Origin of the sequence: Pseudomonas cavernae, from assembly GCF_003595175.1 — a bacterium.
Lineage (GTDB): Bacteria > Pseudomonadota > Gammaproteobacteria > Pseudomonadales > Pseudomonadaceae > Aquipseudomonas > Aquipseudomonas cavernae.
The window spans coordinates 1,170,203-1,193,405 of the sequence record NZ_CP032419.1; the positions used below are offsets into that span (position 1 = coordinate 1,170,203).

Sequence of the window (23,203 nt, forward strand, 5' to 3'; positions counted from 1 at the left end):
TCCGGCCTGCGACGGGTTGCCCCAGCTACGGCCTAACGAATCGCCGCCTCGGCCGCCAGCTGCTTGCGCAGTTCGGCCTTGGCGATTTTCTCCAGGGTCACGCGCGGGAAGTCGTCGACGATGCGGATGCCGGCCGGCACCTTGAAGTCGGCCAACTGGCTGCGGCACTGGGCGAACAGGCGCTCGATGAATTCGTCGTGGCGGTCGGCGTCGATCTCGCTGGCCACGGCGACGAAGGCGTAGGGCACCTCGTCGAGCATGGCGTGGCGCTGGGCCACCACCGCCACCTCGACCACGCCCGGCACGCCGAGCAGCACGCGCTCGATTTCCGAGGCGGCGACGTTCTCGCCGCCGACCTTGAGCATGTCCTTGTCGCGGTCGGCGAACTTGATCGAGCCGTCCTCCAGCAGCGTCACCCGGTCGCCGCTGAGGAACCAGCCCTGCGCGTCGAAGCTCGCCGCGGTGGCCGCCGGGTCGTCCAAATATTCCTTGAACAGCGACACCCCGCGCAGCCCCAGCACCCGCAGGTGGCCGCTGGCGCCGACCTCGACCGGCTGGCCGTCATCGTCGACCACGCAGATCTGGTAGGTGCTGGCGGCGCGGCCGATGCTCATCTCGGTGTTGGGCAGGCCGGTGAGGCCTATGATCGGGTGCGAGATGGTTTCGGTCATGCCCCACCAGCCGATGGTCTTGATGCCGAATGGCTGCGCCAGCGCCGGATCGCACATGGCGGTGCCCCACAGCCGGAAGTAATGCCGTTCCGGCTTCGGTTGGGCGAGCAGGGCACGCATGAAGAAGGGGACGGCCGAATGCCAAGTGCAGCGGTTGCGTACGGCCACGTCCCAGAAGCGGCTGGCGGAGAAGCGCGGCTGCAGCACCAGGGTGCCACCGACCCACAGCGAGGTGAGGAAGCTGTAGCCCAGCGCGTTGGTGTGAAACAGCGGCATCACCGCGAGGTGGATATCGTCGCTGCGCAGGTCCTGGTGGTAGGCGTTGACCCGCGCGGCCCACAGCGCGTTGCCGTGGGTCAGCACCACGCCCTTCGGCCGCGAGGTGGTGCCCGAGGTGTACTGCACATACATCGGCCGCAGCGGATCGGCGGCCACCCGGCGGCGCTGGGCGGCCGGCTCCGGGGCGAGCAGTTCGGCATAGGGCACCACGCCGCTGGGCAACTCGGCCGGTTCGCCGGCGTTGTGCGCGGTGCAGGCCAGCCAGCGCAGCTTGTCGCGCACCCGCGCCAGGCTGGCGATCAGGCTCGGCTGGCTGATCGCCACGCGGCAGTCGCTGTGAGTCACGAAGTAGTGCATCTCCTCGGCCGATGAGCGGGTGTTGGTGTTCACCGCAATCGCGCCCAACTCGCCGCAGGCGGCCCAGGTGAGGAGGAATTCCGGGCAGTTCTCCAGATGAATCAGCACCCGGTCGCCGCTGCGCACGCCGAGGGCTTCCAGGGCCGCGGCGACCCGTCCGACGGCGTGGTCGAACTGCGCGTAGCTGTAGGTTTCGGCGGGGCGATCGAAGGGCTCCCAGATCAGCAGCGGTTTGCGGGCGTTGGCTTGGGCCTGGGTCTCCAGCAGCCAGTTGAAGTCTTGGCCGGCGAAGGGATTGCAGGGTTGATGCGCGGACATGGGGCCTCTCAGTTTGTTGTTTTTGGTGGAGGTGGCCGGATTCTTACACCCGTGCAGGGGGCGGCAATGCAAAATTTTGTATCTGCCGGAGGCTTGGCCATTAAGTTGCCAGGCGCCGGCGAGGCCACAGGCTAGAACCCCCGTAGGGTGGGTTGGCGGCGCAAGACGCAGGGTTCAAGGCTGGCAGAGGAAGCCGGGGCGCCGCGTAACCCACCGCACGCAGATGCAGGCCGACACCGCGGTGGGTTACGGCGCATCACTAGCCCACAGACATCGAAGCGATATGCCGGGCGCCTAACCCACCCTATGCGCTTCTGCGAGGGCGAGAGGGGCGGACAGGGCTCTCAGCCGCCGAGAGCCGTGCGGTATTCACCCGGCGTGGCGCCGAGGGCGGCGCGGAAGCGATTGCTGAAGTGACTGGCGCTGGCGAAGCCGCAGGCCAGGGCGATTTCGCCGAGTGGCAGGCCGGTTTCGCGCAGTAACTGGCGGGCCCGCGCCAAGCGCCGGGCCAGCAGGTAGCGATGCGGCGGCACGCCGAAGCTTTCGCGGAACATGCGCGCGAAGTGGTATGCGGACAGCGCCACCAACGCGGCCAGTTCACCGAGGCTGAGTGCTTGGTCGAGGTGCTGTTCGATGTAGTCCTGCAGCAGGCGGCGCTGGTGTGGTGCCAGGCCGCCCTGCAGACGCAGGCCCTCGCGCCTGCCGACCTGGGTGAGCAGGGTATGGCTGAGCAGCTCGTGGGCCAGGCTGCTGGTCAGCAGGCGCTCGCCCGGCTCGTGCCAATTCAAGGCGACCAGCTGGCGGAAACGCCGCGCCTGCTGTGGATCGTCGAGGAAGGTGCCTTCCCGCAGCTGCAACTCGCGCGGTTCGCGGTCGAGCAGTTGCACGGCGCCGAGGGCGAAGCGTTCGGGGCTGATGTACAGGTGCGCCAGGCGGATCTCGCCGTTGATCACCCAGGCCGACTCGTGGCCGGCCGGGAGGATGCACAGCTTGTCCGGCGCGCCCTTGCTGTCCGGGCGCTCGCGGCGGAAGGTGCCGGTGCCGCCGGCCAGGTAGCAGGACAGCGTGTGCTGGCTCGGTCCCTGGTACTCGCGGGCGTCGTGATGATTGCTCCACAGCGCCGCGCCGAGGCCGTCGCCCAGCTCGGCGACGGCCTCGAGGCGGGCGTGAGGCGAGCTGCTGAGCGACTGGAAAACCTGATTTTGTTCGAGTTGCGACATGGCCGGAGTCTGCGCCGGAGCTGGGTCACCCATGCTACCGCGCGCGGGGGCGAGCGCCAGCCCGCCGGGGCAAATAAGCGCAAGTTTATGCAAGTCGGGCCTAAGCGGGTGGCGCAGACTGCCGGTCATCGCTGCCGGAGTCCGCCATGAATCTCGCCCTGTATTTGCTCACCGTCCTGATCTGGGGCACCACCTGGATCGCCATCAAGCTGCAACTGGAAGTGGTCGCCATTCCGGCGTCCATCGCCTACCGCTTCGCCCTGGCGGCGCTGCTGCTGTTCGCCGTGCTGCTGGTAAGTCGGCGTTTGCAGAAGCTCGATCTGCGCGGTCAGCTGATCTGTCTGGCCCAGGGCCTGTGCCTGTTCTGTGTGAACTTCATGTGCTTCTACACCGCCAGCCAGTGGATCCCCAGCGGCCTGATCGCCGTGGTGTTCTCCACCGCCACGCTGTGGAACGCGCTGAACGCGCGGGTCTTCTTCAAGCAGCGGATCGCCGCCAACGTGCTCGCCGGCGGCGCGCTGGGGCTGCTCGGCCTGGGCCTGCTGTTCTGGCCGGAGCTGGCCGGCCACCACGCCAGCCGGGAAACCCTGATCGGCCTGGCCCTGGCGCTGTTCGGCACGCTGTGCTTTTCCGCCGGCAACCTGCTCTCCAGCCTGCAGCAGAAGGCCGGCCTCAAGCCGCTGACCACCAACGCCTGGGGCATGCTCTATGGCGCGCTGATGCTGGCCGGCTACTGCCTGGTCAGTGGCACGCCGTTCGCCTTCCAGTGGAGCACAGGCTACGTCGGCTCGCTGCTGTACCTGGCGATCCCCGGCTCGGTGATCGGCTTCACCGCCTACCTGACCCTGGTCGGACGCCTGGGTCCGGAGCGCGCGGCCTATTGCACGGTGCTGTTCCCGGTGGTGGCGCTGAACATCTCGGCCTTGGTCGAGGGCTACCAGTGGACGGCGCCGGCGCTGCTCGGGCTGGTACTGGTGATGCTCGGCAACGTGCTGGTGTTTCGTAAGCCCAAGGCGGCGACCCCGGTGCCGAAGCTGGCGTAGGGTGGAAAACCGCGAAGCGTTTTCCACCACCAGTGGGTGGATGTGAAAAACGACATCCACCCTACGAGAAGCGGCGCCACACCTGCGGGTCGCATGTAACACGTAGGATGGGTTGAGCGCAGCGATACCCATCAATAACGGCCCGCGTGGGTATCGCTGCGCTTAACCCACCCTACATTAGCCGGCGGCTGTTCAGACCCCGCGCCACACCTGCGGATTGACCAGATCGCGCGGGCGCTCGCCGGCCAGTGCGGCGAGCAGGTTGTCCACGGCGCGGTCGGCCATCGCCTGACGGGTTTCGTGGGTGGCCGAGCCGATGTGCGGCAGGGTCACCACCTGGCCCATGGCGAACAGCGGCGAATCGCGCAGCGGTTCCTGCTCGTAGACATCCAGCCCGGCGCCGCGAATCCGCCCCTGCTGCAGGGCCTCGATCAGCGCCGCCTCGTCGAGCACCGCGCCGCGGGCGATGTTGACCAGGATCGCTCCTGGCTTCATCAGCGCCAGTTCGCGGCGGCCGATCAGCTGGCGGGTCTGCGCGCTCAGCGGCACCACTATGCAGACGAAGTCGGCCTCGGCCAGCAACGCGTCGAGGCCGCGGTACTGCGCGCCGAGTTCCTGCTCCAGCGCCGGCTTGCGGCTGTTGCCGCTGTACAGCACCGGCATGTTGAAGCCGAAACGGCCGCGCCGGGCGATGGCCGCGCCGATGTTGCCGAGGCCGATGATGCCCAGGGTCTTGCCATGCACGTCGCAGCCGAACAGGCTTGGGTCGACCGTGCGCTGCCACTGGCCGGCCTTGGTCCAGGCATCCAGCTCGGCGACCCGCCGGGCGGCGCTCATCAGCAGGGCGAAGCCGAGATCGGCGGTGCTTTCGGTGAGCACGTCCGGGGTGTTGGTCAGCAGGATGCCGCGCTCGTTCAGGTAATCGAGCTCGTAGTTGTCGTAGCCGACCGAGATGCTCGAGATCACCTGCAGCTGCTCGGCCGCCTGCAAATTAGCCCGCCCCAGACGGCGACCGACGCCGAGCAGGCCGTGGGCGCGGGGCAGGGCGGCGGCGAACTGGGCCTCGACATCGCCGCCATCGGCGCCCGGCACTATCAGTTCGACATGCGCCTGCAGACGCTCGATGACCGCCGGATTGAGGCGGCTGAAGGCAAGCACGGTGTTTTTCATCGGCACACTCGTAACGGGGAAAACAGGCCCCGCACGTTAGCATCCCCAGGGTCGCTGCGGAGCGGCGACAACGCTCTAGCGTGCGGTTATCGGCGCATTTCCATGTCGTGCGCTCAAGAGCCGAAGCGGGCGAACAGCCGCGGCGAGAACAGCAGCCACAGGCACAGCGGATACAGCAGGTAATGCAGGCCGAACAGCAGCAGGCCCATCGGGCTGGGGGCGTCCTGCAGGCTCATCATCACCAGCAGCCCGAGGTAGAGCAGGCCCAGCCCGCCGCCATAGAGGCCGAGCAGGCGCCAACGCTCGCCCGCCAACGGCGCGCGCTTGACCCGCAGGGCGAAGCACAGCGCCAGTCCGGCGGCGACCAGCGCGGCGATGCACAGGCTGGCGGCCACCCCACCGAGGCGCACGAAGCTGCGCAGTAGCAGATTGAGCAGCACCACCGCGAGCACCCCGGCGAGGGCGTAGTGGCGGATGGCAACGCTAGCGCTGGTGCTCATCGGTGCGGCTCCTGGGTGGCAGTCGGCTGGCTGTCGAGGAAGGCCGGCACCCGCTCCGACGCGTAGACCCGGTGCGTGGGCACCTGGCCGCTGGCGATGCGGCAGAACCGGTAGGCGGTACTCATGGCGTCATTCCCTGATCGATGGACAGCCGCCAGCCTAACCCCAGGCGGCGGGCAAGGACAGGCGCAGCGCCAGCCGCTCGCCCAGCCCGGCGGCGGCTGCCTCGGCGAGTATCGCGGCGAGAAAGGCGGGCGCGAGCGGGACGAAGCCGCCCTGGCGGTACAGCGCCGCGCTCGGCGCTCAGTCCCGCGCGGGCGCACCCAGCGGGAACAGCTCGCGATAGGGCCGGGCCTCGTCCACCGCGCGGGCGAACGAGGGGCGGGCGAGCAGGCGCTGGCGATAGGCACGCAGGTTGGCGAACGCCGTATCGATGGGGCGCACCCAGTCGGCATAGAACAGCGCCGGCGCGGCGGCGCAGTCGGCGAGGCCGAATGTGTCCCCGGCCGCCCATTCGCGTTCGGCCATGTGCGCGTCGAGCCAGGCGTACGCGGTGTCGAGCAGCGCACCGGCGTCGGCGACGCCCTGGCGGTCGTGTTGGTCTTCGTCGCGGAAGCTGTCGAACACGAACTTCTGCATCGGCGTCATCACGTAGTTGTCGAAGAAGCGGTCGAGCAGGCGCACGTCCAGCGCCGCCCGCGGGTCCGCCGGGAGCATGCGCACGGGGCCGGGATGATGGAGGTCGAGGTACTCGATGATGATGCTCGACTCGGGCACCGTGCGGCCCCGGTCCAGCAGCAGCGGCATACGCTTGAGCGGCCACAACGCGGCGTGCTCGGCGGCCACGGCCGGGTTGTCTGGACCCAGCTGACAGAGCTCGAATGGCAGCTCGTTTTCGTACAGGGCGATCAGGACTTTCTGGCAGTAGGAGGAAAAGGGATGGGCATAGAGTTTCATGTCGCGTTCATCTCCCAAGTGGTGGCGGCCGGACGACGCCATCTGCGCACGGCCCTGGTGCGAGTGAAGGGCGTGGGCGTTAGGTTCTGTACGAAAACTACCTACGCTCGGTGATGCTGCGTTAAAAACAGGCTCGGACTGCTCATTTACAACTCGTAAACTCCGCGTCCTCGCCATTTGACTCGCTGCGCTCGCCCTGCGGGCCAGCCTGCGGCTGTTACTCCGCTTCGCTGCGTTGCGCCTTGCCTAACCTTCGCTCGGTGACTTTTCGTACAGAACCTAGCGCATCGAGTGCAGCCCAATCAGATTGCCCTCGGTATCGGTGACCAGCGCGATGAAGCCGTACTGGCCGATGGCGAATTTCTCTCGCATCACCGTGCCGCCATTGGCCACCACCCGGCCGGCCTCGGTGGCGCAGTCCTCGCACATGAAATAGACCAGCGTGCCGCCGATACCGGTCGGCCCGTCCGCCATCCTCACCAGCGCGCCTGAGGCGCCGTTACTGTCGTCCATCGGCCCGGGGAAGGCCCACAACTCCAGCGCCGGGTCGGGGCTTTCCAGCTTCTCCAGCTGCGTCGCGAACACCGCCTGGTAAAAGGCCTTGGCGCGCGGCATGTCCTGTACGTAGATCTCGAACCAACCAACGGGTTTGCTGAACATGGCGTCCTCCACTGGAAACAGGGTGCTGACGGAGCCCATCGAGGGCTTGCATCACACAGTCGAACGGCGCGCGGCGGAATAGACAGTGGTGGAAGAAAAAAGCTCAGGTGGCGGCAGGGTGGAAGCAACCACAGGTTGGAACGCCGGCTGGCGCCTACTCGTCCAGGCTGATGCCGGAGCCGCCCATCTCCTTGGGGAAGTCCTTCAGTTTCGGCAGCCCGTCCTTGATGTGCAGCACCGTCTCCTGGTAGTTCACGTGCACCGTCGGCTGGTAGTCGAGCGCCGGAATCACCGCGGCATACACGTCGGTTAGACCCATGCCGGGGTGCTCGCTGAACAGGTGGCCGCCGCAGCTCTTGCACCACTTGCGATAGCTGTTCGGCGTCTTGTGGTAGGTGCCGATGTTGTCCGCGCCCTGGGTGACCTGCACCGCGTCCGGTTGCCACAGGGTGAACGCGTTGACCGGCCCGGCCGACCAGTGCCGGCAGGACTCGCAGTGGCAATAACCCATTGCCACCGGCTCACCGGTCACGGTGAAACGGACCGCGCCGCAGAAGCAGCTGCCCTGGTAGGTGTTTGCGTTGCTCATGAGTTATCTCCTCGACGAAGGAAGACGCATCCTTGTGGGCGATGTGTCCACGGTGCCGGCAGGGGCGGGGGCGCCAACCGAGGAGCAAAAGTGTAGTTCGTCGGGCGGGGTGCAACCCGACATGAGGCATTGCACCCACCCTACGTGCTGGGACATGGAATGTCAGGTGGGGAAGCTCAACTGCCGGGAAATGCCAAAGTGCTCATTGAGCCAGCCGAGTCGTTCGTCGAGGAACAATAAATCTGCCCCCTTTACTGTCCGTATCGCACGGGCGCCGGCCCGTTTTCAGCGCCGCCCGCACGACCGATCAATCATCGTCATCGCACTTGACCTCCTTCTTGTACTCGTCACGCTTGGCCTCGATCTTGACCTTGCAATCGCCGTCCCAGTATTCGTCTTTCCACCTGCCGCGCGGCCACCAGGCGCCGCGGCCGTTCGGGCATTTGATCTCTTCCTTGTACTCGCCGTCGTCGGACTCGCGTTTGACCCGGCACGGGCCATCCCGGAACTCGTCTTCCCAGTCGTCATCCCGGCCATAGCCACGCTCGTCGCGCCAATGGTCGGCCGCTGCCGGAGTCGGCATGGCGACGCCCATGACGGCGACCAGCAACAGACCAAGAATTGGTTTCACGCTCATCTCTCCACCTCTGCAATTCTTGCCGCTGCGGGAGGGGCCGAACCTGTTCGCAACCCGCTCCAACTTCTTAGTCATGGCGGTGAACTCGCCCAGCGATACGACAACGTTCTCGGGCCGGTTGCTCCGTTAGCAGGGTGAAAAGAGTGGGCTAATCGTCGGGCAGGTTCGCGAGCAGGGCTCGCTCCTACGTGGAGAAGAAAGAGGAAATGAAGGGGACAGATTTATTTGGCTACCGCCGATGCCGGTTCAATGCTGAATAATTTTTGCTTGAAAAAAGCGGCCTTGATTATTGAAGTAAACATGCAGATGCAGAAATAGTGCTCGTTGCGCTTGGTGTTGAACAAATATTTGGTCAGCTCCAGCTCACCAGAAAGAAGGCGAAACGCTTCTGGTTTTACTATTGCCGGCCAAAATTGGTTTCTTGAGCAGATTGAACAGTTGCATCTATATGTCGCAGCACTCAGATCAATGTCTGCCTCAAAGCGAACCGCGCCGCAATGACAACTGCCTTTATATTTTTCAGCATTCTTCACTCCTCACCGAGATTCTCCATGAGGCCTTACGCGAGTCTTGAAGCGCTGAGGAAAGCGTGCCCGCGCTTTACGAGGTCGCCCTCCACGACCATGTTAGATTCTTTCATAGCCGGATTTTTTCATTTCCGTGACTGTTTCTCCTCAGTGGTTTAACTCCTCAATCGCGCTTACGACCATCGAGAGAATTCAGCCGTTTCGATAGATATAGCTATATGCGTTAATCGCTGGAACACCACCAAGATGTGCATAGAGAACCTTCGACCCCGCTGGGAAAAATCCCTTGCGGACGAGATCAATGAGGCCCTGCATGGATTTCCCCTCATAGACCGGGTCCGTCATCATGCCTTCCATGCGAGCGCATAACCGAATGGCTGCATTGGTCTCTTCTGATGGAATGCCATAAGCCGGATAGGCGTATTCTTCCCTAAGGATCACATCGTCAGCTGTGATTTCCTGGCTCAGCCCAACCAGACTGGCCGTATGCTGAGCGATTGCCAACACTTGCGTTCTGGTTTGTTCGGGTGTGGCGGAGGCGTCGATACCAATCACATTGCGAGCACGACCATCCTTGGCGAATCCCACCAGCATGCCCGCATGCGTGGAACCGGTCACGGTGCAGACGATAATGTAATCAAATTTGATCCCCATCTTAGCCTCTTGCTCGCGCACTTCTTCGGCGAAGCCGACATAGCCGAGACCGCCATATTTGTGCACGGACGCACCGGCGGGAATGGCATACGGTTTGCCTCCTTTCGCCTTGACGTCTTCTAGCGCCCGCTCCCAGCTCTCGCGGATGCCGATATCGAAACCTTCGTCGACGAGTTCAATCTCCGCTCCCATCACGCGGCTCATCAGGATATTCCCAACCCGGTCGTAGACCGCATCCTGGAATGGCACCCAGCTTTCTTGGACGAGACGGCACTTCATGCCGAGTTTGGCAGCGACAGCCGCAACCTGGCGCGTGTGGTTTGACTGGACGCCACCGATGGTTACCAGCGTGTCTGCATGCGAGGCAATGGCATCGGGAACGATATATTCCAGCTTGCGGATTTTATTGCCGCCAAACGCCAGTCCAGAGTTGCAATCCTCTCGTTTGGCATAGAGCTGGATATTGCCACCGAGGTACTCTGATAGACGATTCAGTTTCTCAATTGGCGTTGGGCCGAACGTGAGTGGATAGCGTTCAAATTTATCCAGCATGATAGTTCTCTCGATTACGCATGAATCATTTTTAGTCTAGCAGGACACGTGAGAGAGTTGCGCGTCAGCCACCGCTTGAAGGAAGCGCAGAATGAGTGGCTACAAAATCTAGCGCCCCACAGAAACGGCGCGAGGTACAAGCGTCCGGCGACCGAAGGGCGCGAATTTGATGTGATTGTTAGACCTGTGGCTCAAGTAATTCGTGCCCGTATGAGTTATCGATGACACAGACCCGAGTGCCATTTGCATTCCTTTTAAAAACATACGTCGCTTTGCGTTCCATGTCGGGCTGCCCTTTTGCCGTAACAAGAGTCTTAGCCAGAACTAAAGCAGTATCTCCCGCTTCAAGAATTTCCAGGCCGGCCTGTTTCACCTCAAGAGTATGCTCGAAGTAAGTCGCAATGGCTTCAAACGCTTTTCTGATTTGCTCTTTACCGACGGCATTCTTGCCGGGTTTAACAACCAAAACAGCATCATCAGCATAGATATCGACCAAGGTGTCAAAGTCTTCTTGATTTATGGCTGTATCTGCTTTGTTGATTAGCGACTCTACTGGTGCTGCTGCATTCTTCGCCTCTATATCTAATGGATTGCCTAACGTTTTAGTTAACCGGCAGGCACAAGACGCGAAAATAGGCGAAGCCGCCGCGCCTTGTAGACTGTCCGATTGAGCGAGGGGTTAGGTTCTTCGTATGGGAGGTGATGAATATATTGTTGAGGGGTGTTCATGAACAATGACATAAGTATCGCCTCTTTTTTCCCAAACTTCTGAGATGCGTGCGTCAATTTCATGACCGGTTCCATCAGCAAAGCCATAACTTAGGTGAAATGGGTAGTTTGTAACAACGACGTTTCCGTTGCATAGGATTTTAAAATTAATTGGACCTGTGCGACAAACATTGATGGCTGCTAATTCTGGATATATCGTACTGCGCATGCGTGAGAAATTTTGAAAACCCTCAATAGGTGGGAGGGTGTCATAAATTTGTACATCAGCGTCTGGAGCGTAAAGCTTTGACAAGGCTTCATAATTAGGTCGTCCGGTTTCGCTAGACCACGCTAAACAGAAGCCATCTACACGGTTTTCCCATTCTTGGATGTCTATTGAGCGCATATTTATTGAACCTAACGATTAGGTTAAGAGGTCGCGGTACGCGGTCCCAGAGAGCAAAGCGAACGGCTTGAGCGAATAGTTATATTCTTTGTCGAGCGCTCGCTGATAACCCCCATTAATTTGCTCTTAGTCTGACGTGCATATAGGGCTTAGCCTGAGAAAAAAGAGATCTGGCTTGCTCATGTGTTTCTCTGTATGCATTTATTTTTATGTCTACTTTCTTTTCGTATTGACCATATTGGGTTAAGCAAATGCTAATGAGTTTTGAGAGGGTATTATTGTCGATTTTATTTGCTTCATAAATGTTAATAATTGCATCGCCTGGCTTTCCTGCGACCTTTAGGTATGCACAGTCCTTTTTTTCTTCACAGAGGCCCGATACCACCAGCTCATCGATAAGCTTTCCCCCAATATCATGTGCTTCCTCTGGGTATGGATATACGCAGCCAGCTAACAGCAGAGGAAAGAGTATATAAAATGCTTTCATTTGGATCCGAGTAATTAAGGGTATAACGCTTGAGTTAAGGCCGCGACCCGTCAGGGACGTCGGCCTTCAACGAATTGTTGGGCACCTACCGCACCGATTACTCTCGGATTTCTGGCTCGACGAGTTTCGCAAGTAGCATGAGTGATTGCTGCCACCCGAGGTAGCACGCTTCTACAGGTATTACCTCGGGAAGACCTTCCTGTACGATATTTAGTTCAGTTCCGCAGGACACCGCTTTCAGGGTGACTGTCGTTTGCATGACTCCTGAAAGATTAGGATCGTCGAATTTGTCGGTATAGCGAATCAGTTCGTTCTGCACCAGCTCAAGATATTCACCTCCAAAGGAGTGGCTCTGTTCAGTGGTGAAGTTTGTGAATGACATTTTGTAAGTACCGCCAACTCTGGCCTCCATGTGATGAACCTTGCCAGTAAATCCGTTCGGCGGAAGCCACTTCGCCATTGCATCGGAATTGAGGAAGGCACGGTAGACACGTTCTGGCGGTGCACTCAAAACGCGATGAAGACGTACTGTATTGGTAGCCATGCCATTTCTCTCCATTCCTTGTTGAATTTCTATGTATGTTCCTGCAAGGCTCTTCGATAGTGCTCGCAGGTGCCCAGCGTTTAGGTTAAGGGGCCGGCTTTAGCCGGTCCCAGTAAGCGAAGCGAACGATTTGAGCGCCGAGTTAGAATGAGACTTATAACATTCAGGGTGACACATCTAAAATACTGGAAAACTAGATTCATCTTCATATATAAAAGGGGCGATTGAAATGGATCGTATTTTCTCTGGTTCGCTACCGCCTATTCCTGCGCAGTTAGAGAAAAAATAAAGCTTACCAGAAGCTCCAAGGCTCAGATGTTTTTCAAATTCATTCTCTGGGTGCAATGGGTGGAAGTAATTTTGGTATTGCACGTATTCCCCAACTCTCCCTAGTACATTGTAGACGGATCGCTCAATAGAGTCGTTTATTCCAAAATGTGTTAGTTCGCCGGCTTCTGTTTTTCTAATGACGACCCAGAGTTTTGCGGACCGGGTAACCCGGTATCTGTTATCGCCGACTGGAACGTGCATGATTAACTCCTGTATCTAACTATAAATAGACACCACATGGTGTGTTTAAACGCACCAGTTGGTGCATAACATTCCTTGTCATCTCTGGCGCTCCCTGCCTAACCCGCGATTTCCAGTGTAGTACTGGTGTGTTCGGGCGTTATGCACCCTAAATGGCCAGCCCTGGCTGCCGAATTAGGGCTGGCAGCAGTCCGGTCGACGCTAGTGTTTGGCCATCGCGCTGTCCACCGGGCATCCGGGCGGGGATCAGAGCCGCCGATCCAAGCCGAAGCGCTTCTTCAGCACGGCTTCCAGCACGGCCTTGGGCAGCAGTGCGGCGAGCAGCGGCATGGCGCGGCTGCCGTTGCCGAGGCGCAGCAGGCGTGGGCGTTTGTGGCGCTGCACGGCTGCGAGCAGGTCGCGGGCGAAGTCGCTGGCGGGGGTGGGGTGGTCTTGCGAGGCGTTGGCGCGGGCGCGGATGCCGGCGCGGATCGGCCACCAGGGCGAGTCTTCGCTGAGCAGTTGTTCGGCCTCGCGGCTGGCGTTGTTGCCGAAGCTCGACTCTATGGCGCCGGGCTGCACTTCCATGACGTCGATGGCGAACGGCGCCAGTTCCAGACGCAGGGCGTCGGACAGCGCGTGGACCGCCGCTTTCGAGGCGCAGTAGGCGCCGGCGAAGGGGGTGACGAGGATGCCGGAGACGCTGCCGATATTCACCACCAGGCCGCGCTTGGCGCGCAGCAGCGGGAACAGCGCGCGGGTCAGGCCGATCACGGCGAACACGTTGGTTTCGAACTGGCGGCGCAGGGCGTCGGCGCCGCCATCCAGCAGCGGGCCCATGGCACCGTAGCCGGCGTTGTTGATCAGCACGTCGAGGCCGCCGGCCTCGCGTTGCAGGCGCTCGGCCAGTTGGCTGACGGCGACGGCGTCGTTGACGTCCAGTTGCACGCCGACGAAGCCGGCGGCATTCAGGGCGGCGACGTCCTCGGTTCTGCGCGCGCTGGCCCAGACTTCGTAGCCGGCGCCCTGGAAGGCGTCGGCGAGGGCGCGGCCGATGCCGCTGGAGCAACCGGTGATCAGGGCGATGGGTTGGGGCATGGGCGATCCTTGGCGAAGAGCTGGTTATGGATTTCTAACGTTTACCTTTTGGGGGATAGGCATGGTGCGCGTGATGCGGCCCTCTCCCCCGGCCCCTCTCCCATAAATGGGCGAGGGGAGCAAAGCAGATGCCTGCGGTGGTAGGGGTGGGTTAGCCGTAGGCGTAACCCGCCAAGCCTGCCGGACGCCGGACTCCCGGGCAACAACGCCGGTGGGTTACGCCGCTACGCGGCTAACCCGCCCTACAAAAGCGCTGCTCAACACTTAAAAAGGAGAGGGCGCTGTCCGGGCGCAGGGCTTGGCTCCGCACCGCCGTGCTCCCCTCGTCCGTTTCTGGGAGCGAGCCCGCTTCAATCGGCAAAGCTGCCCTGCAGGCGTTCGGCGCGGAATTCCAGGGTGGCCGGGCGGTAGCCGGGGCGCAGCGGTGGCAGCGGCAGGCAGTCGTGCCAGCTGGCGCCGGGCAGCAGTTCGCCGGGGCCGCGGTAGCGCGGGGCATCGTAGAGGGTTTCCGCCAGGTTGACGCTGTCGCCCGGCGCATAAGCGGCGACTTTCCAGCGCAGTTCCTGCAGCGGTGTGCGGCTGCCGTTCTTCAGGCTGAGCGCCAGCGGGCGGTCGGCCGGGCACTGCTCGGGGGCGTAGACGAGGCGCAGTTCGAGGTGGGCCAGTTGGCGGGCTTCGCGCTGGTCGAGCCAGTACATCCAGGCGCCGATCAGCAGCAGGCCGATCAGCGCGGCACCGGAAATCGGCATGGCCTTGGCCGGATAGCGGATCAGCAGGATCAGCCAGGTGAGGACGAGCAGGGCGCCGATCAGCATGGCGGGTTTCCTGCCGGGGATGCGAAGGGATGCATGGACGGGCCTCCTGCCTGGGGGAGGTTTCATCCTAGAGGGGCGTGCGGGGCGAGGAAAGCCCCGCGCCCGGCTGCGGAGCACGGCCAGTCCCTGGCCCGCCTGCGATTCGGGGCCGCTAGCGCGGATACAGTCCGCCCCCGGATTGCCTCCGGGCTGCCGGGTCCCCAGCTTCGCGGGGCGACGGTGGGGGCGCAGAGCGTCCCGTTACCCCCCGTCACTGCCGCGAAGGCGGGAGTCCAGAGCACCTGCGCGAGGGCCAGGACTGGCGCGCAGGGGTGGAATCCCCCCCTTGCACCAGCACATGGGATCTACCTGACAGGCGCGGCGCCCGCCGGCAAGGTTCAGCGGGCGCTGGGGATGCCGGGTTGGTCGGTGTGCGCCTCGCTGCGGCCATAGACGTCGTCCAGGCGGGTGATGTCGTCCTCGCCGAGGTAGCTGCCGGTCTGCACTTCGATGAGCACCAGCGGGATCTTGCCGGGGTTGGTCAGGCGGTGCACCGAGCCGATGGGGATGTAGGTGGACTGGTTCTCGGTGAGCAGGAACACCTTGTCGTCGCAGGTCACCTGCGCCGTGCCGGACACCACGATCCAGTGCTCGGCGCGGTGGTGGTGCATCTGCAGCGACAGCTGGGCGCCGGGCTTGACGGTGATGTGTTTGACCTGGAAGCGCCCGCCCATGTCCACCGAGTCGTAGAAGCCCCATGGCCGGTACACCTGGCAGTGGTTTTCGGTCTCGCTGCGGCCCTGGGCCTTGAGGGTGTCGACCAGTTGCTTGACCTCCTGCGCGCGGTCCTTGTGGGCGATCATGATGGCGTCCTTGGTCTCGACCACCACGACGTTCTCCAGGCCGATCAGCGAGACCAGCTTGCCGTTGCCGTGCACCAGGCAGTTGTGGCTGTCCTGCAGCACCACGTCGCCCTTGGTGACGTTGCCGGCGGCGTCCTTCTCGTGCACGTCCCAGATCGACGACCAGCAGCCGACATCGCTCCAGCCAGCGGAGAGTGGCACCACGCAGGCGCGCGCGGTCTTTTCCATCACCGCATAGTCGATGGAGTTTTCCGGGCAGCAGGCGAAAGCGGACTCGTCGATTTCGATCAGGTCGCCGTTGTGCTGGCTGCGCTCCAGGGCCAGCAGGCAGGTGTCGTAGATATCGGCGTCGTGCTGCTTGAGTTCGTCGAGGAAGCGGCTGGCGCGGAACAGGAACATGCCGCTGTTCCAGAAGTAGTCACCGGACTCGACGAAGGCGCGGGCGCGTTGTGCGTCGGGCTTCTCGACGAACTGGGCGACGCGGCTGACCCCCTCTGGCAGGCCCTGGTCAGGTTCGCCGCGGATGTAGCCGTAGCCGGTTTCCGGCCTGCTCGCCGGCACGCCGAACAGCACCATCTCGCCGTTTTCGGCGGCGCTGCTGGCCTGCGCCAGGGCGCGCCGGAAGGCCGCCTGGTCCTCGAGTACATGGTCGGAGGGGAGGACCAGCAGCAGTTCGTCGCGGCCCTCATTGACCAGCAGCATGGCGGCGATCGCCACGGCCGGCGCGGTGTTGCGGCCGAAGGGCTCGAGCAGGATCGCCTGGGTGGCGAGCTTGAGGAGGTCGAGTTGTTCGCGGACGATGAAGCGGTGGTCCTTGTTGCACACCACCACCGGCGCCTGCATGCCGGCGAACGCCAGGCGTTCGAGGGTCTGCTGGAACAGGGTGTGCTCGCCGGTGAGGGCGAGGAACTGCTTGGGAAACTGCCGGCGTGAAAGTGGCCACAGCCGTGAACCGCAACCACCGGAGAGAATGACGGGAATCATGGTGTTTCTCCTGAATTGTCCTTGAAGGGTTTCGTTGCGTTTTTCGCGCCCCGCACTGCGTTCCAGCGGGGCGGCCTTGTTGTTTGCCTTGCTCCCCTCGCCCATTGATGGGAGAGGGGACTGGTCCGAGGGGGTGGTCAGTTCGCCGCCAGCGGGCGCTTGACCCATACCGGCGCGAGCTTGCCGGCGCTGCCGGTGACGAACAGGCACACCACTTCGCCGCGATCGAGGGCCACCGGCTTGAGGTCGCTGACTTTCTGGGTGCCGGCGAACAGCGCCAGGTTGACCTTGACCGGGTTGATTTCCCGATCGCCGTAGCTCTGCGGGGCGACGTTCTCCACCACCGCGGTCTTGCCATCGGCGGTCTTCAGGCTCAGCGGCGTGTCGCTGAGGTTCTGCACCCGCAGCAGGGCCTTCTGTTTGTTGCGGTAGGGTTTTTCTTCCACCAGGCGCGGCTGGCCGTTGGGCAGGTTGACCAGGGTGTAGTAACGGCCCGCGCCGAGCTGGAGCGACACGCTCTGGCTGCCGACCTGGGCGCTGTAACTGCCGCCGGGGAGGAAGCTGAACTCGGTGCTGGCCAGCGGGCCGACGTCGTCGAGCTTGGCGGTGCCGACGTTGGCGCTGACCTCCTGGTTGCTGGCGTTGTACAGGCGCACGAAGGTCGAGCCCTTGGGCGCGGCGGGGCCGTAAAGGACGGCGTCGTCGGCCTGGGCCTGCCAGCTGAAGAGGCTGGCGAGCAGCAGGGCGCCGCTGGCGATGAGGCGTTGGCTCCTGAACGGGTGGGTGGTCGGTTTCATTGTCGGTTCTCCTTGAGGCGCCGGATCATTTGGCCGTGGCGGCCAGACGTTGACCCGCCGTGGCGGTGGATGTGAGCCGGGCGAACCAGGCCGGATCGAGTTGGCTCAGGTCGGGGGGCATCGGCAGGTAGCGTTCGGGGAACTCCCAGATCAGCAGTCGCGGTGGGGAACCCTTGAACGCGTCGGTTTGCAGGTACTCGAGCATCGGCAGCAGCGGCCCTCGGCCGTTCTCGGCGTAGTTGAGGATGTCGCTGCCGAGGGCCTGGCGCAGGGCGCCGAGGAAGTTCCAGTTGGGGTCGGCGCTGTAGCTGGTGCCGACCAGCACCACCGGAATCTGGCTGTCGGCGAACAGCGCCGTGGCGTCGTCGCCCTGGCGGGTGCCGACCGCGTGGGTGCGGCGTGGCTGCAGGCAGTCCGGCGCTGGTAGCCATGCGCTGAACAGCGGGTCGAGCGGCAGGAAGTTGGTCAGGTCGCCCTGATAGGGCTTGGCCGCGTCGAGCTCGGTGACGAAGCGCTGCGGCTCGCCGGCCAGCGGCGCATGGCGCTGCACGGTCTGGGCCAGATGCTGGGCCACCCACTCGGCGCCGTGCGGGGTCCAGTGGGTGTCGGTGCGCAGGAACAGCGCGCCATTGGCCTTGGCCTGCTGCAGGCTGGCGAGCAGGTCGGGGGCGAGGATGCCGGCGCGCTGCGCCGCGCGGTGCAGCCGTCGATACAACGCTTGCTGTTGTTGTGCCGGTTGTTCCTCGCCGACATGTTCCGGGTACAGGCGCGCCTTGGCCGGGACTATCGCCAGCAACAGTTTCACCCCGTGCCGCTGGAGCCGCTGTTGGACGCCCAGGATCAACTTGAGGTTGGCCTCGATGTGCTGCTCGCCGCGGGCCACCGGTTTGAATTCCTCGTCGCTGAACAACCAGTCGTGGCGGCCGAGCACCACGCCGGGGCGGCCCTCGCCGAACAGGCTGTAGTCGAGCGCCGCCCACAAATTGGTGCCCGGGCGCTTGAGCGGGAACTGCGCTTCGTAGTGGGTTTCCACCGCCTTGGCCCACGTGCCGTCGAGCAGCGAGGTGTCGGCGGACGGGCTGAAGCCGATGAAACCCCGCAGTGACCAGGCGCCGAGCCCCAGCAGCGGGGCGAGGAACAGGGCGATGTAGGCAATGCGCAAGGCTCGGGTCATGGCGTCGCCTCAGAACTGGAAGTACAGGAAGGGCGAATAGCTCTGCGCCGAGAGCTTGAGCAGCGAGGCGCAAAACAGCAGGAGCAACAGCGGGCGCTGCAGGTAGGTCGTCCAGGCGAGCGCGATTCGCGCCGGGTTGAGCGCCTTGGGCATGATCCTGCCGGCTGGGTCATTGCCGGGCTCCGGCCCGGCGCTGGCTGGGTCGTCGGCCGCGGCTTTCGGGGCGGAGTGGGCGAGCGGCTGGGTATAGAAGTCGCGCAGGCCAAAGAACGCCAGGCTGGCATAGGCGATCACCAGGGTGGCGACTTGCAGGTCGGTGAGGCCGGCACGGCCGAGTTCCGACAACTGCCAGTCGCCGAGGCTGAACATCGCCTGGTACATGCGCGCGGCGACATCCAGGTTCTCGGCGCGGAACAGCACCCAGCCGAGGATCACCAGCAGGAAGGTCGCGCCCCATTTCAGCGGGTTGAAGCGCCGTGGCGCGGCGTCGCTGCCCAGGGCCCGCTCGATCGCCAGCCACAGGCCGTGCCAGGCGCCCCAGATCACGAAGGTGAAGTTGGCGCCGTGCCACAGGCCGCCGAGCAACATGGTCAGGATCAGGTTGCGGTAGGTGGCGACGCTGCCGCCGCGGTTGCCACCGAGGCTGATGTACAGGTAGTCGCGCAGCCAGGTCGACAGGCTGATGTGCCAGCGCCGCCAGAACTCGGTGATCGACTGGCTGATGTAGGGCTGCTTGAAGTTCTCCAGAAAGCGGAAGCCCATCATCAGGCCGAGACCGATGGCCATGTCGCTGTAGCCGGAGAAGTCGAAATACAGCTGCGCGGTGTAGGCCAGGGTGCCGAGCCAGGCATCGGCGGCGCTGGGGTTCTCCAGGGCGAAGCAATGACGGACCAGCGGCGCCAGGGTGTCGGCGATGAACACCTTCTTGATGAAGCCCTGCATGAAGCGCGTGCAGCCTTCGGCGAATTTGTCGAGGCTGTGGCTGCGCTGGTGGAACTGGCCGGCCAGGTCGCGGAAGCGCAGCACTGGGCCGGCGATCAGGTGCGGGAAGATCGCCACGAAGGCGGCGAAGTCGATCAGGTGATGGGTGGCCGGCGTGTCACCGCGGTAGACGTCGATGATGTAGCTGATCGACTCGAAGATGTAGAAGGAGATACCGATCGGCAGCAGTACATGGGTGAGGATGAAGGGCTCAAGGCCGAATGCGCCGATCAGCGCGTTGAGGCTGTCGACGCCGAAGTTGGCGTACTTGAAGTAGCCGAGGATGGCCAGGTCGAGCGCCACACCGAGCAGCAGCCAACGCTTGGCCGCGGGCGAGCGCACGCTGGCGGCACCGACCTTGAGGCCGATCCAGTAGTTCCACAGGGTCAATACGGCGAACAGGGCGAGGAAGTCCACCCGCCACCAGGCGTAGAACAGGTAGCTGGCGATCAGCAGCAGCAGATTGTGAAAGCGTGGCCCGCTCAGGTAGTACAAGCCGAGGAAGGTCGGCAAGAACAGGAACAGGAACACGTTGGATGAGAAAACCATCCGCGTTCTCCCTTGAAGAACTGTCAGGGCCAAGCGGCCCACCCGTTTCTCCCCGGTATTGCAGCAAGGTCTTGCACCCGCCCACGGCTTTGCGCGGGTCGGGGTGGTGCTTTGCGCCCCTCTCCGATTCATGGGGCGGGGGCGTGCGGACGCTCAGGTCCACGTGCTTTTGCTCCCCTCTCCCCCTGCTTCAGAAAAGAAAAGCGGGAGAGAGGCCGGGGGAGAGGGCGGTGCGTCGGTGAGTGCCGAGGCTCTTTCCCTCTCCCTAGCCCTCTCCCGTAAACGGGAGAGGGGACTGGCTCGTGCGGACGGTCAGGACCCGCGGTGTGCTGCTTTGCTCCCCTCGCCCATTCATGGGATAGGGGCCGGGGGAGAGGGGCTGAGCGTCGAGTTGCGCCTGAGCCTTTTCCCTCTCCCTAACCCTCTCCCGCCTTTCTTTTATGAAGCGGGGGGAGAGGGGACTGGTTCGTAGGATGGGTTGAGCGCAGCGATACCCATCGAAAGCCGCGCGGGTATCGCTGCGCTTAACCCACCCTATGGATTACGAAGCCTCAGCGCGTAGGGTGGAAAACCGCGAAGCGTTTTCCTCCGTTCACCCCTTCTTTTCCGGCGCCTGCGCCTTGGGATCGAACAGCCGGGTCACATCGCCGCCGAGGCGGAAGTTCTTCAGCGGCTGCATCGACTGCTTCCATTTCAGGGTTTCGGCACTGCAGCGGTACAGCGTGCAGTAGGGCTCCAGCCAGGCGAACTTGCCGTCCTCCTTCAGCTCGGACATGTTCTGGCGCTTGCCGGCCTTGTCGGCGAAGGCGTCGGGGTCGTCGACGCCCTGCAGTACCCGCTCGGCCAGGCGCCGCAGCGCGGCGTCGTGGTCGTCACGCAGGTCGACGCCGTTGGCCTGGGCGAACGCGGCGATCATCGCCAGCGGCTGCAGGCTGTAGTTGTGGTAGGCGAGGGCGCGTTGCCGGCGCTTGAGCTCGTTGGGCAGGAAGCCGTCGCCGTCGACCTGGCCGGCGGCGACCTGGAACTGCGCCACCGACCAGTCGAACAGCTCGCGGCGGTCGGTGGCCACGGCGCTGGCCATCACCGCCCAGGCCGCCCAGTAGGAGTGGTTGTTGATCTGCTTGAGCGGCAGGCCGCTCCAGTCCTTGACCGTCTGCTCGGCCAGCTTGGCGAACCAGGCTTCGATCAGCCGGCTCTGCTGGGCGTAGGGCGCCAGCGGTCGTGACTCGCTGAACTTCAGGCGCAGCCAGGCCGAGGCCAGGCTGCCCAGCGCCCATTTGCGCATCGACTTGCCGGTGTGGTTGTAGTCGGTGGACAGCAGCGCGTCGGCCTGCGCCCAGGCGCCGAGCCACTGCAGGGTGCACTGCAGGTCCTGCGGGCGGCCGTCACGCATGTAGCGCATCACCTGCTTGTTGACCCCGCGCTCGAGTTCGTTGATGGCTTTGGTCTTCTCGCGAAAGTCCTTTTCGGCTTCGCGGTTGAGGGTGGCGCGCGCCTGGCCCGAGCCTTCGTACTTGCTGCGGAACACTAGGGCGTCGGTATAGGGCTTCGGCGTCGCCAGCGCACAGGCCTGGGGCTCGGCTTTTTTGTCCTGCTCGATCGCGGCGTAATAGCCGGGCGGCGGCACCAGCCCGGCGGCTTGCACCGTGCCGGCGAGTAAGCCAGCGAGTACGGTGCAAGTCAGGAGGCTGAGCCGCAGGCGTTGGGCACGCATCACGGCGTCCTCATGGCTCGGCCTGGGCGGTGTGCTGCGCCGGGGCGGAGAAGCGGTTGCGCTGACACACCTTGGCCTCGACCGCGAGCGGCTTGCTGCCCGCTGGCGGGCCTTGCAACTCGAGGGAGAGCAGGGTCTGGTCGGCCCAGTCCTGGTCCGCGCGCAGTTCGAAGGCGAAACGGCCGTCGGTTTCGGTGGTTTTCGGCTTCTCGATCTTCAACGTCTCGCGCCGGCCGTTGAGGTACCAGAGGGTGGCCTGCAGGGTCTTCACCGAGGTGTCGGCGAAGCGGATGTCCATCTGGTATTGGCCGTTGCGCACGTCCTTGAGGCCGTTGCTGCCGTTGACCAGCACCTCGTTGCTGCCGGGGCGCAGCTTGGTCTTGGCCGAGAGCACCGCCGTTTTGCCGACGCAGCCGTTGTCGAGCAGGGCGAACAGCTGGCGGTAGTTGCTGTCCTGATCGAGGCGGTAGAGCGGGGAGAACTCCCAGATCAGGATCTTCGGCGGGTTGTCGCGAAATTCCTGGCTGCCCAGGTATTCGATCATCGCGCCTTCCAGGCCACCACCGGGGAAGGCGGCGTTGAACACATCGGCACCGATGTATTCCTGCAGGAAGCCGGCGAAGTTGTAGTTCGGCCCGCTCTGGCTGGTGCCGATCAGGGTGATTTGCGGGTTGCCGGTATCGCCGAACAGCTCGTCGCTGCCGCTCGCGTCCTTCGGTTCGGTGGCGAACTGGTCCATGTATTCGATGGCATAGCTGGTGCCGCACAGCTGGCCGGCGACGTTGTGCAGGGTGCCGCGCTTGCCCATGCGGCCGATCACCTCGCTGACGAACTCGCGCTTGGGGATGTCTTGGTAGACGGGCAGCTGCTTGATCGTCGCGGCCACGCGCTTGGCCGCACGCTGCGCGCCGTAAGGGGTCCAGTGCTGATCGCCGCGGAAGTAGAAGGCGTGTTCTTCCTGCTCGTTGGCCAGCGGCGATAGGTCCGGCACGTGGTAGCCCATCTTCGCGAAGCGGCCGAGCATGGCCTGGTAGTTGGTCAGCGCCCGTTGATAGTTGAAGCTGGCCATCTGTGCCGGGTTGAGCTTGTGGCGATTGACCAGGCCGCGGGTCGGTTGATAGACCAGCACCAGTTCGATGCCCTTGCTCTGGAAGGCGTCGTGCAGCTGTTGCAAGCGGCGGTAGCCGGCCGGGGTGGTGTCGAACTCGGTGCGCAGATCTTCCCGGGTGCGGAACAGCCAGTCGCCCTGGGCCTGCACCAGGGTGATGAAATTCTTCTGGTAGTTGCTGGTGTAGCGGCTGGCATCGTGCGCCGCCGGGCATAGGTTGCAGCAGGGCTTGGCCTGGTAGGCCGGGGCCAGCGGCGGGTTTTCCGCCGGCACTGCGTTGGCGGTGAACAAAGCCAGGGCCAGCGGCGCCAGGCATATCCAGGGGCTCATCCGGTTGTGTGCTTGCATGGCG

General features: G+C 63.5%; 24 protein-coding genes. 1 reads left to right on the forward strand and 23 read right to left on the reverse strand.

What is annotated here, in order from left to right; translation table 11 throughout:
- Nucleotides 1–32: 32 nt before the first annotated feature.
- Both D3880_RS05410 and D3880_RS05415 read right to left on the reverse strand, forming a co-directional pair.
- On the reverse strand, nucleotides 33–1,625 hold the full coding sequence (locus D3880_RS05410; protein ID WP_119892475.1) for an AMP-binding protein: 1,593 nt from the start codon (nucleotides 1,623–1,625) through the stop codon (nucleotides 33–35).
- A gap of 344 nt (nucleotides 1,626–1,969) precedes the next feature.
- Nucleotides 1,970–2,845, reverse strand: coding sequence for a helix-turn-helix domain-containing protein (locus D3880_RS05415; RefSeq protein WP_119892476.1), 876 nt, complete (start codon nucleotides 2,843–2,845; stop codon nucleotides 1,970–1,972).
- Between the two features lie 146 nt (nucleotides 2,846–2,991).
- Here D3880_RS05415 and D3880_RS05420 point away from each other — a divergent pair, with 146 nt between their 5' ends.
- On the forward strand, nucleotides 2,992–3,888 hold the full coding sequence (locus D3880_RS05420; RefSeq protein WP_119892477.1) for a DMT family transporter: 897 nt from the start codon (nucleotides 2,992–2,994) through the stop codon (nucleotides 3,886–3,888).
- A 192-nt stretch (nucleotides 3,889–4,080) separates the two neighbouring features.
- On the opposite strand, the gene D3880_RS05425 is transcribed toward D3880_RS05420, so the two are convergent.
- From D3880_RS05425 to D3880_RS05515, 21 genes are all read right to left on the reverse strand, one after another.
- Nucleotides 4,081–5,058, reverse strand: coding sequence for a 2-hydroxyacid dehydrogenase (locus D3880_RS05425; RefSeq protein WP_119892478.1), 978 nt, complete (start codon nucleotides 5,056–5,058; stop codon nucleotides 4,081–4,083).
- Between the two features lie 113 nt (nucleotides 5,059–5,171).
- Complete coding sequence (locus D3880_RS05430; protein ID WP_119892479.1) at nucleotides 5,172–5,558, reverse strand: hypothetical protein; 387 nt, start codon at nucleotides 5,556–5,558, stop codon at nucleotides 5,172–5,174.
- Entirely contained in the window at nucleotides 5,555–5,683 is a 129-nt protein-coding gene (locus tag D3880_RS23175; protein ID WP_274381175.1) for an HIT family protein, read from the reverse strand. Before D3880_RS23175 ends, D3880_RS05430 begins: the two co-directional genes overlap by 4 nt.
- 178 nt (nucleotides 5,684–5,861) lie before the next feature.
- Nucleotides 5,862–6,515 (reverse strand): glutathione S-transferase family protein, encoded by a 654-nt coding sequence (locus tag D3880_RS05435; protein WP_119892480.1) that lies wholly within the window; start codon nucleotides 6,513–6,515, stop codon nucleotides 5,862–5,864.
- 279 nt (nucleotides 6,516–6,794) lie between these two features.
- Nucleotides 6,795–7,175 (reverse strand): VOC family protein, encoded by a 381-nt coding sequence (locus D3880_RS05440; protein ID WP_119895672.1) that lies wholly within the window; start codon nucleotides 7,173–7,175, stop codon nucleotides 6,795–6,797.
- 154 nt (nucleotides 7,176–7,329) lie between these two features.
- Nucleotides 7,330–7,764: a GFA family protein gene (locus tag D3880_RS05445; RefSeq protein WP_119892481.1), complete on the reverse strand. Its 435-nt coding sequence runs from the start codon at nucleotides 7,762–7,764 to the stop codon at nucleotides 7,330–7,332.
- A gap of 307 nt (nucleotides 7,765–8,071) precedes the next feature.
- A complete protein-coding gene (locus tag D3880_RS05450) occupies nucleotides 8,072–8,401 on the reverse strand; it encodes a hypothetical protein (RefSeq protein WP_119892482.1) in 330 nt (109 codons plus the stop codon).
- A 221-nt stretch (nucleotides 8,402–8,622) separates the two neighbouring features.
- Nucleotides 8,623–8,934, reverse strand: a complete 312-nt coding sequence (locus tag D3880_RS05455) for a GFA family protein (protein ID WP_119892483.1) — start codon at nucleotides 8,932–8,934, stop codon at nucleotides 8,623–8,625.
- Between the two features lie 186 nt (nucleotides 8,935–9,120).
- On the reverse strand, nucleotides 9,121–10,137 hold the full coding sequence (locus D3880_RS05460; protein ID WP_218567608.1) for a 1-aminocyclopropane-1-carboxylate deaminase: 1,017 nt from the start codon (nucleotides 10,135–10,137) through the stop codon (nucleotides 9,121–9,123).
- A 175-nt stretch (nucleotides 10,138–10,312) separates the two neighbouring features.
- On the reverse strand, nucleotides 10,313–10,630 hold the full coding sequence (locus tag D3880_RS05465; protein WP_420800846.1) for a YybH family protein: 318 nt from the start codon (nucleotides 10,628–10,630) through the stop codon (nucleotides 10,313–10,315).
- A 733-nt stretch (nucleotides 10,631–11,363) separates the two neighbouring features.
- Complete coding sequence (locus D3880_RS22645) at nucleotides 11,364–11,735, reverse strand: hypothetical protein (RefSeq protein WP_162934942.1); 372 nt, start codon at nucleotides 11,733–11,735, stop codon at nucleotides 11,364–11,366.
- A gap of 97 nt (nucleotides 11,736–11,832) precedes the next feature.
- On the reverse strand, nucleotides 11,833–12,279 hold the full coding sequence (locus D3880_RS05475) for an SRPBCC family protein (RefSeq protein WP_119892487.1): 447 nt from the start codon (nucleotides 12,277–12,279) through the stop codon (nucleotides 11,833–11,835).
- Between the two features lie 177 nt (nucleotides 12,280–12,456).
- Nucleotides 12,457–12,810: a hypothetical protein gene (locus tag D3880_RS22650; protein WP_162934943.1), complete on the reverse strand. Its 354-nt coding sequence runs from the start codon at nucleotides 12,808–12,810 to the stop codon at nucleotides 12,457–12,459.
- Nucleotides 12,811–13,056: 246 nt separating this feature from the next.
- The gene (locus D3880_RS05480) at nucleotides 13,057–13,887 is read right to left on the reverse strand and encodes an SDR family oxidoreductase (RefSeq protein WP_119892488.1); all 831 of its coding nucleotides are present in this window, start codon (nucleotides 13,885–13,887) and stop codon (nucleotides 13,057–13,059) included.
- 350 nt (nucleotides 13,888–14,237) lie between these two features.
- A complete protein-coding gene (locus D3880_RS05485; protein WP_119892489.1) occupies nucleotides 14,238–14,702 on the reverse strand; it encodes a multidrug transporter in 465 nt (154 codons plus the stop codon).
- Nucleotides 14,703–15,079: 377 nt separating this feature from the next.
- Complete coding sequence (locus tag D3880_RS05490; RefSeq protein ID WP_119892490.1) at nucleotides 15,080–16,528, reverse strand: mannose-1-phosphate guanylyltransferase/mannose-6-phosphate isomerase; 1,449 nt, start codon at nucleotides 16,526–16,528, stop codon at nucleotides 15,080–15,082.
- Between the two features lie 137 nt (nucleotides 16,529–16,665).
- On the reverse strand, nucleotides 16,666–17,325 hold the full coding sequence (locus tag D3880_RS05495) for an alginate O-acetyltransferase AlgF (RefSeq protein WP_119892491.1): 660 nt from the start codon (nucleotides 17,323–17,325) through the stop codon (nucleotides 16,666–16,668).
- Nucleotides 17,326–17,350: 25 nt separating this feature from the next.
- Nucleotides 17,351–18,499 carry an alginate O-acetyltransferase gene (locus D3880_RS05500; protein ID WP_119892492.1) on the reverse strand — a complete coding sequence of 383 codons (1,149 nt, stop codon included), beginning with the start codon at nucleotides 18,497–18,499 and terminating at the stop codon, nucleotides 17,351–17,353.
- A gap of 9 nt (nucleotides 18,500–18,508) precedes the next feature.
- Complete coding sequence (locus tag D3880_RS05505; protein ID WP_119892493.1) at nucleotides 18,509–20,029, reverse strand: MBOAT family O-acyltransferase; 1,521 nt, start codon at nucleotides 20,027–20,029, stop codon at nucleotides 18,509–18,511.
- 592 nt (nucleotides 20,030–20,621) lie between these two features.
- On the reverse strand, nucleotides 20,622–21,743 hold the full coding sequence (locus tag D3880_RS05510) for a mannuronate-specific alginate lyase (protein ID WP_119892494.1): 1,122 nt from the start codon (nucleotides 21,741–21,743) through the stop codon (nucleotides 20,622–20,624).
- Between the two features lie 10 nt (nucleotides 21,744–21,753).
- Complete coding sequence (locus D3880_RS05515) at nucleotides 21,754–23,199, reverse strand: alginate O-acetyltransferase (protein ID WP_238474410.1); 1,446 nt, start codon at nucleotides 23,197–23,199, stop codon at nucleotides 21,754–21,756.
- Nucleotides 23,200–23,203: the final 4 nt, after the last annotated feature.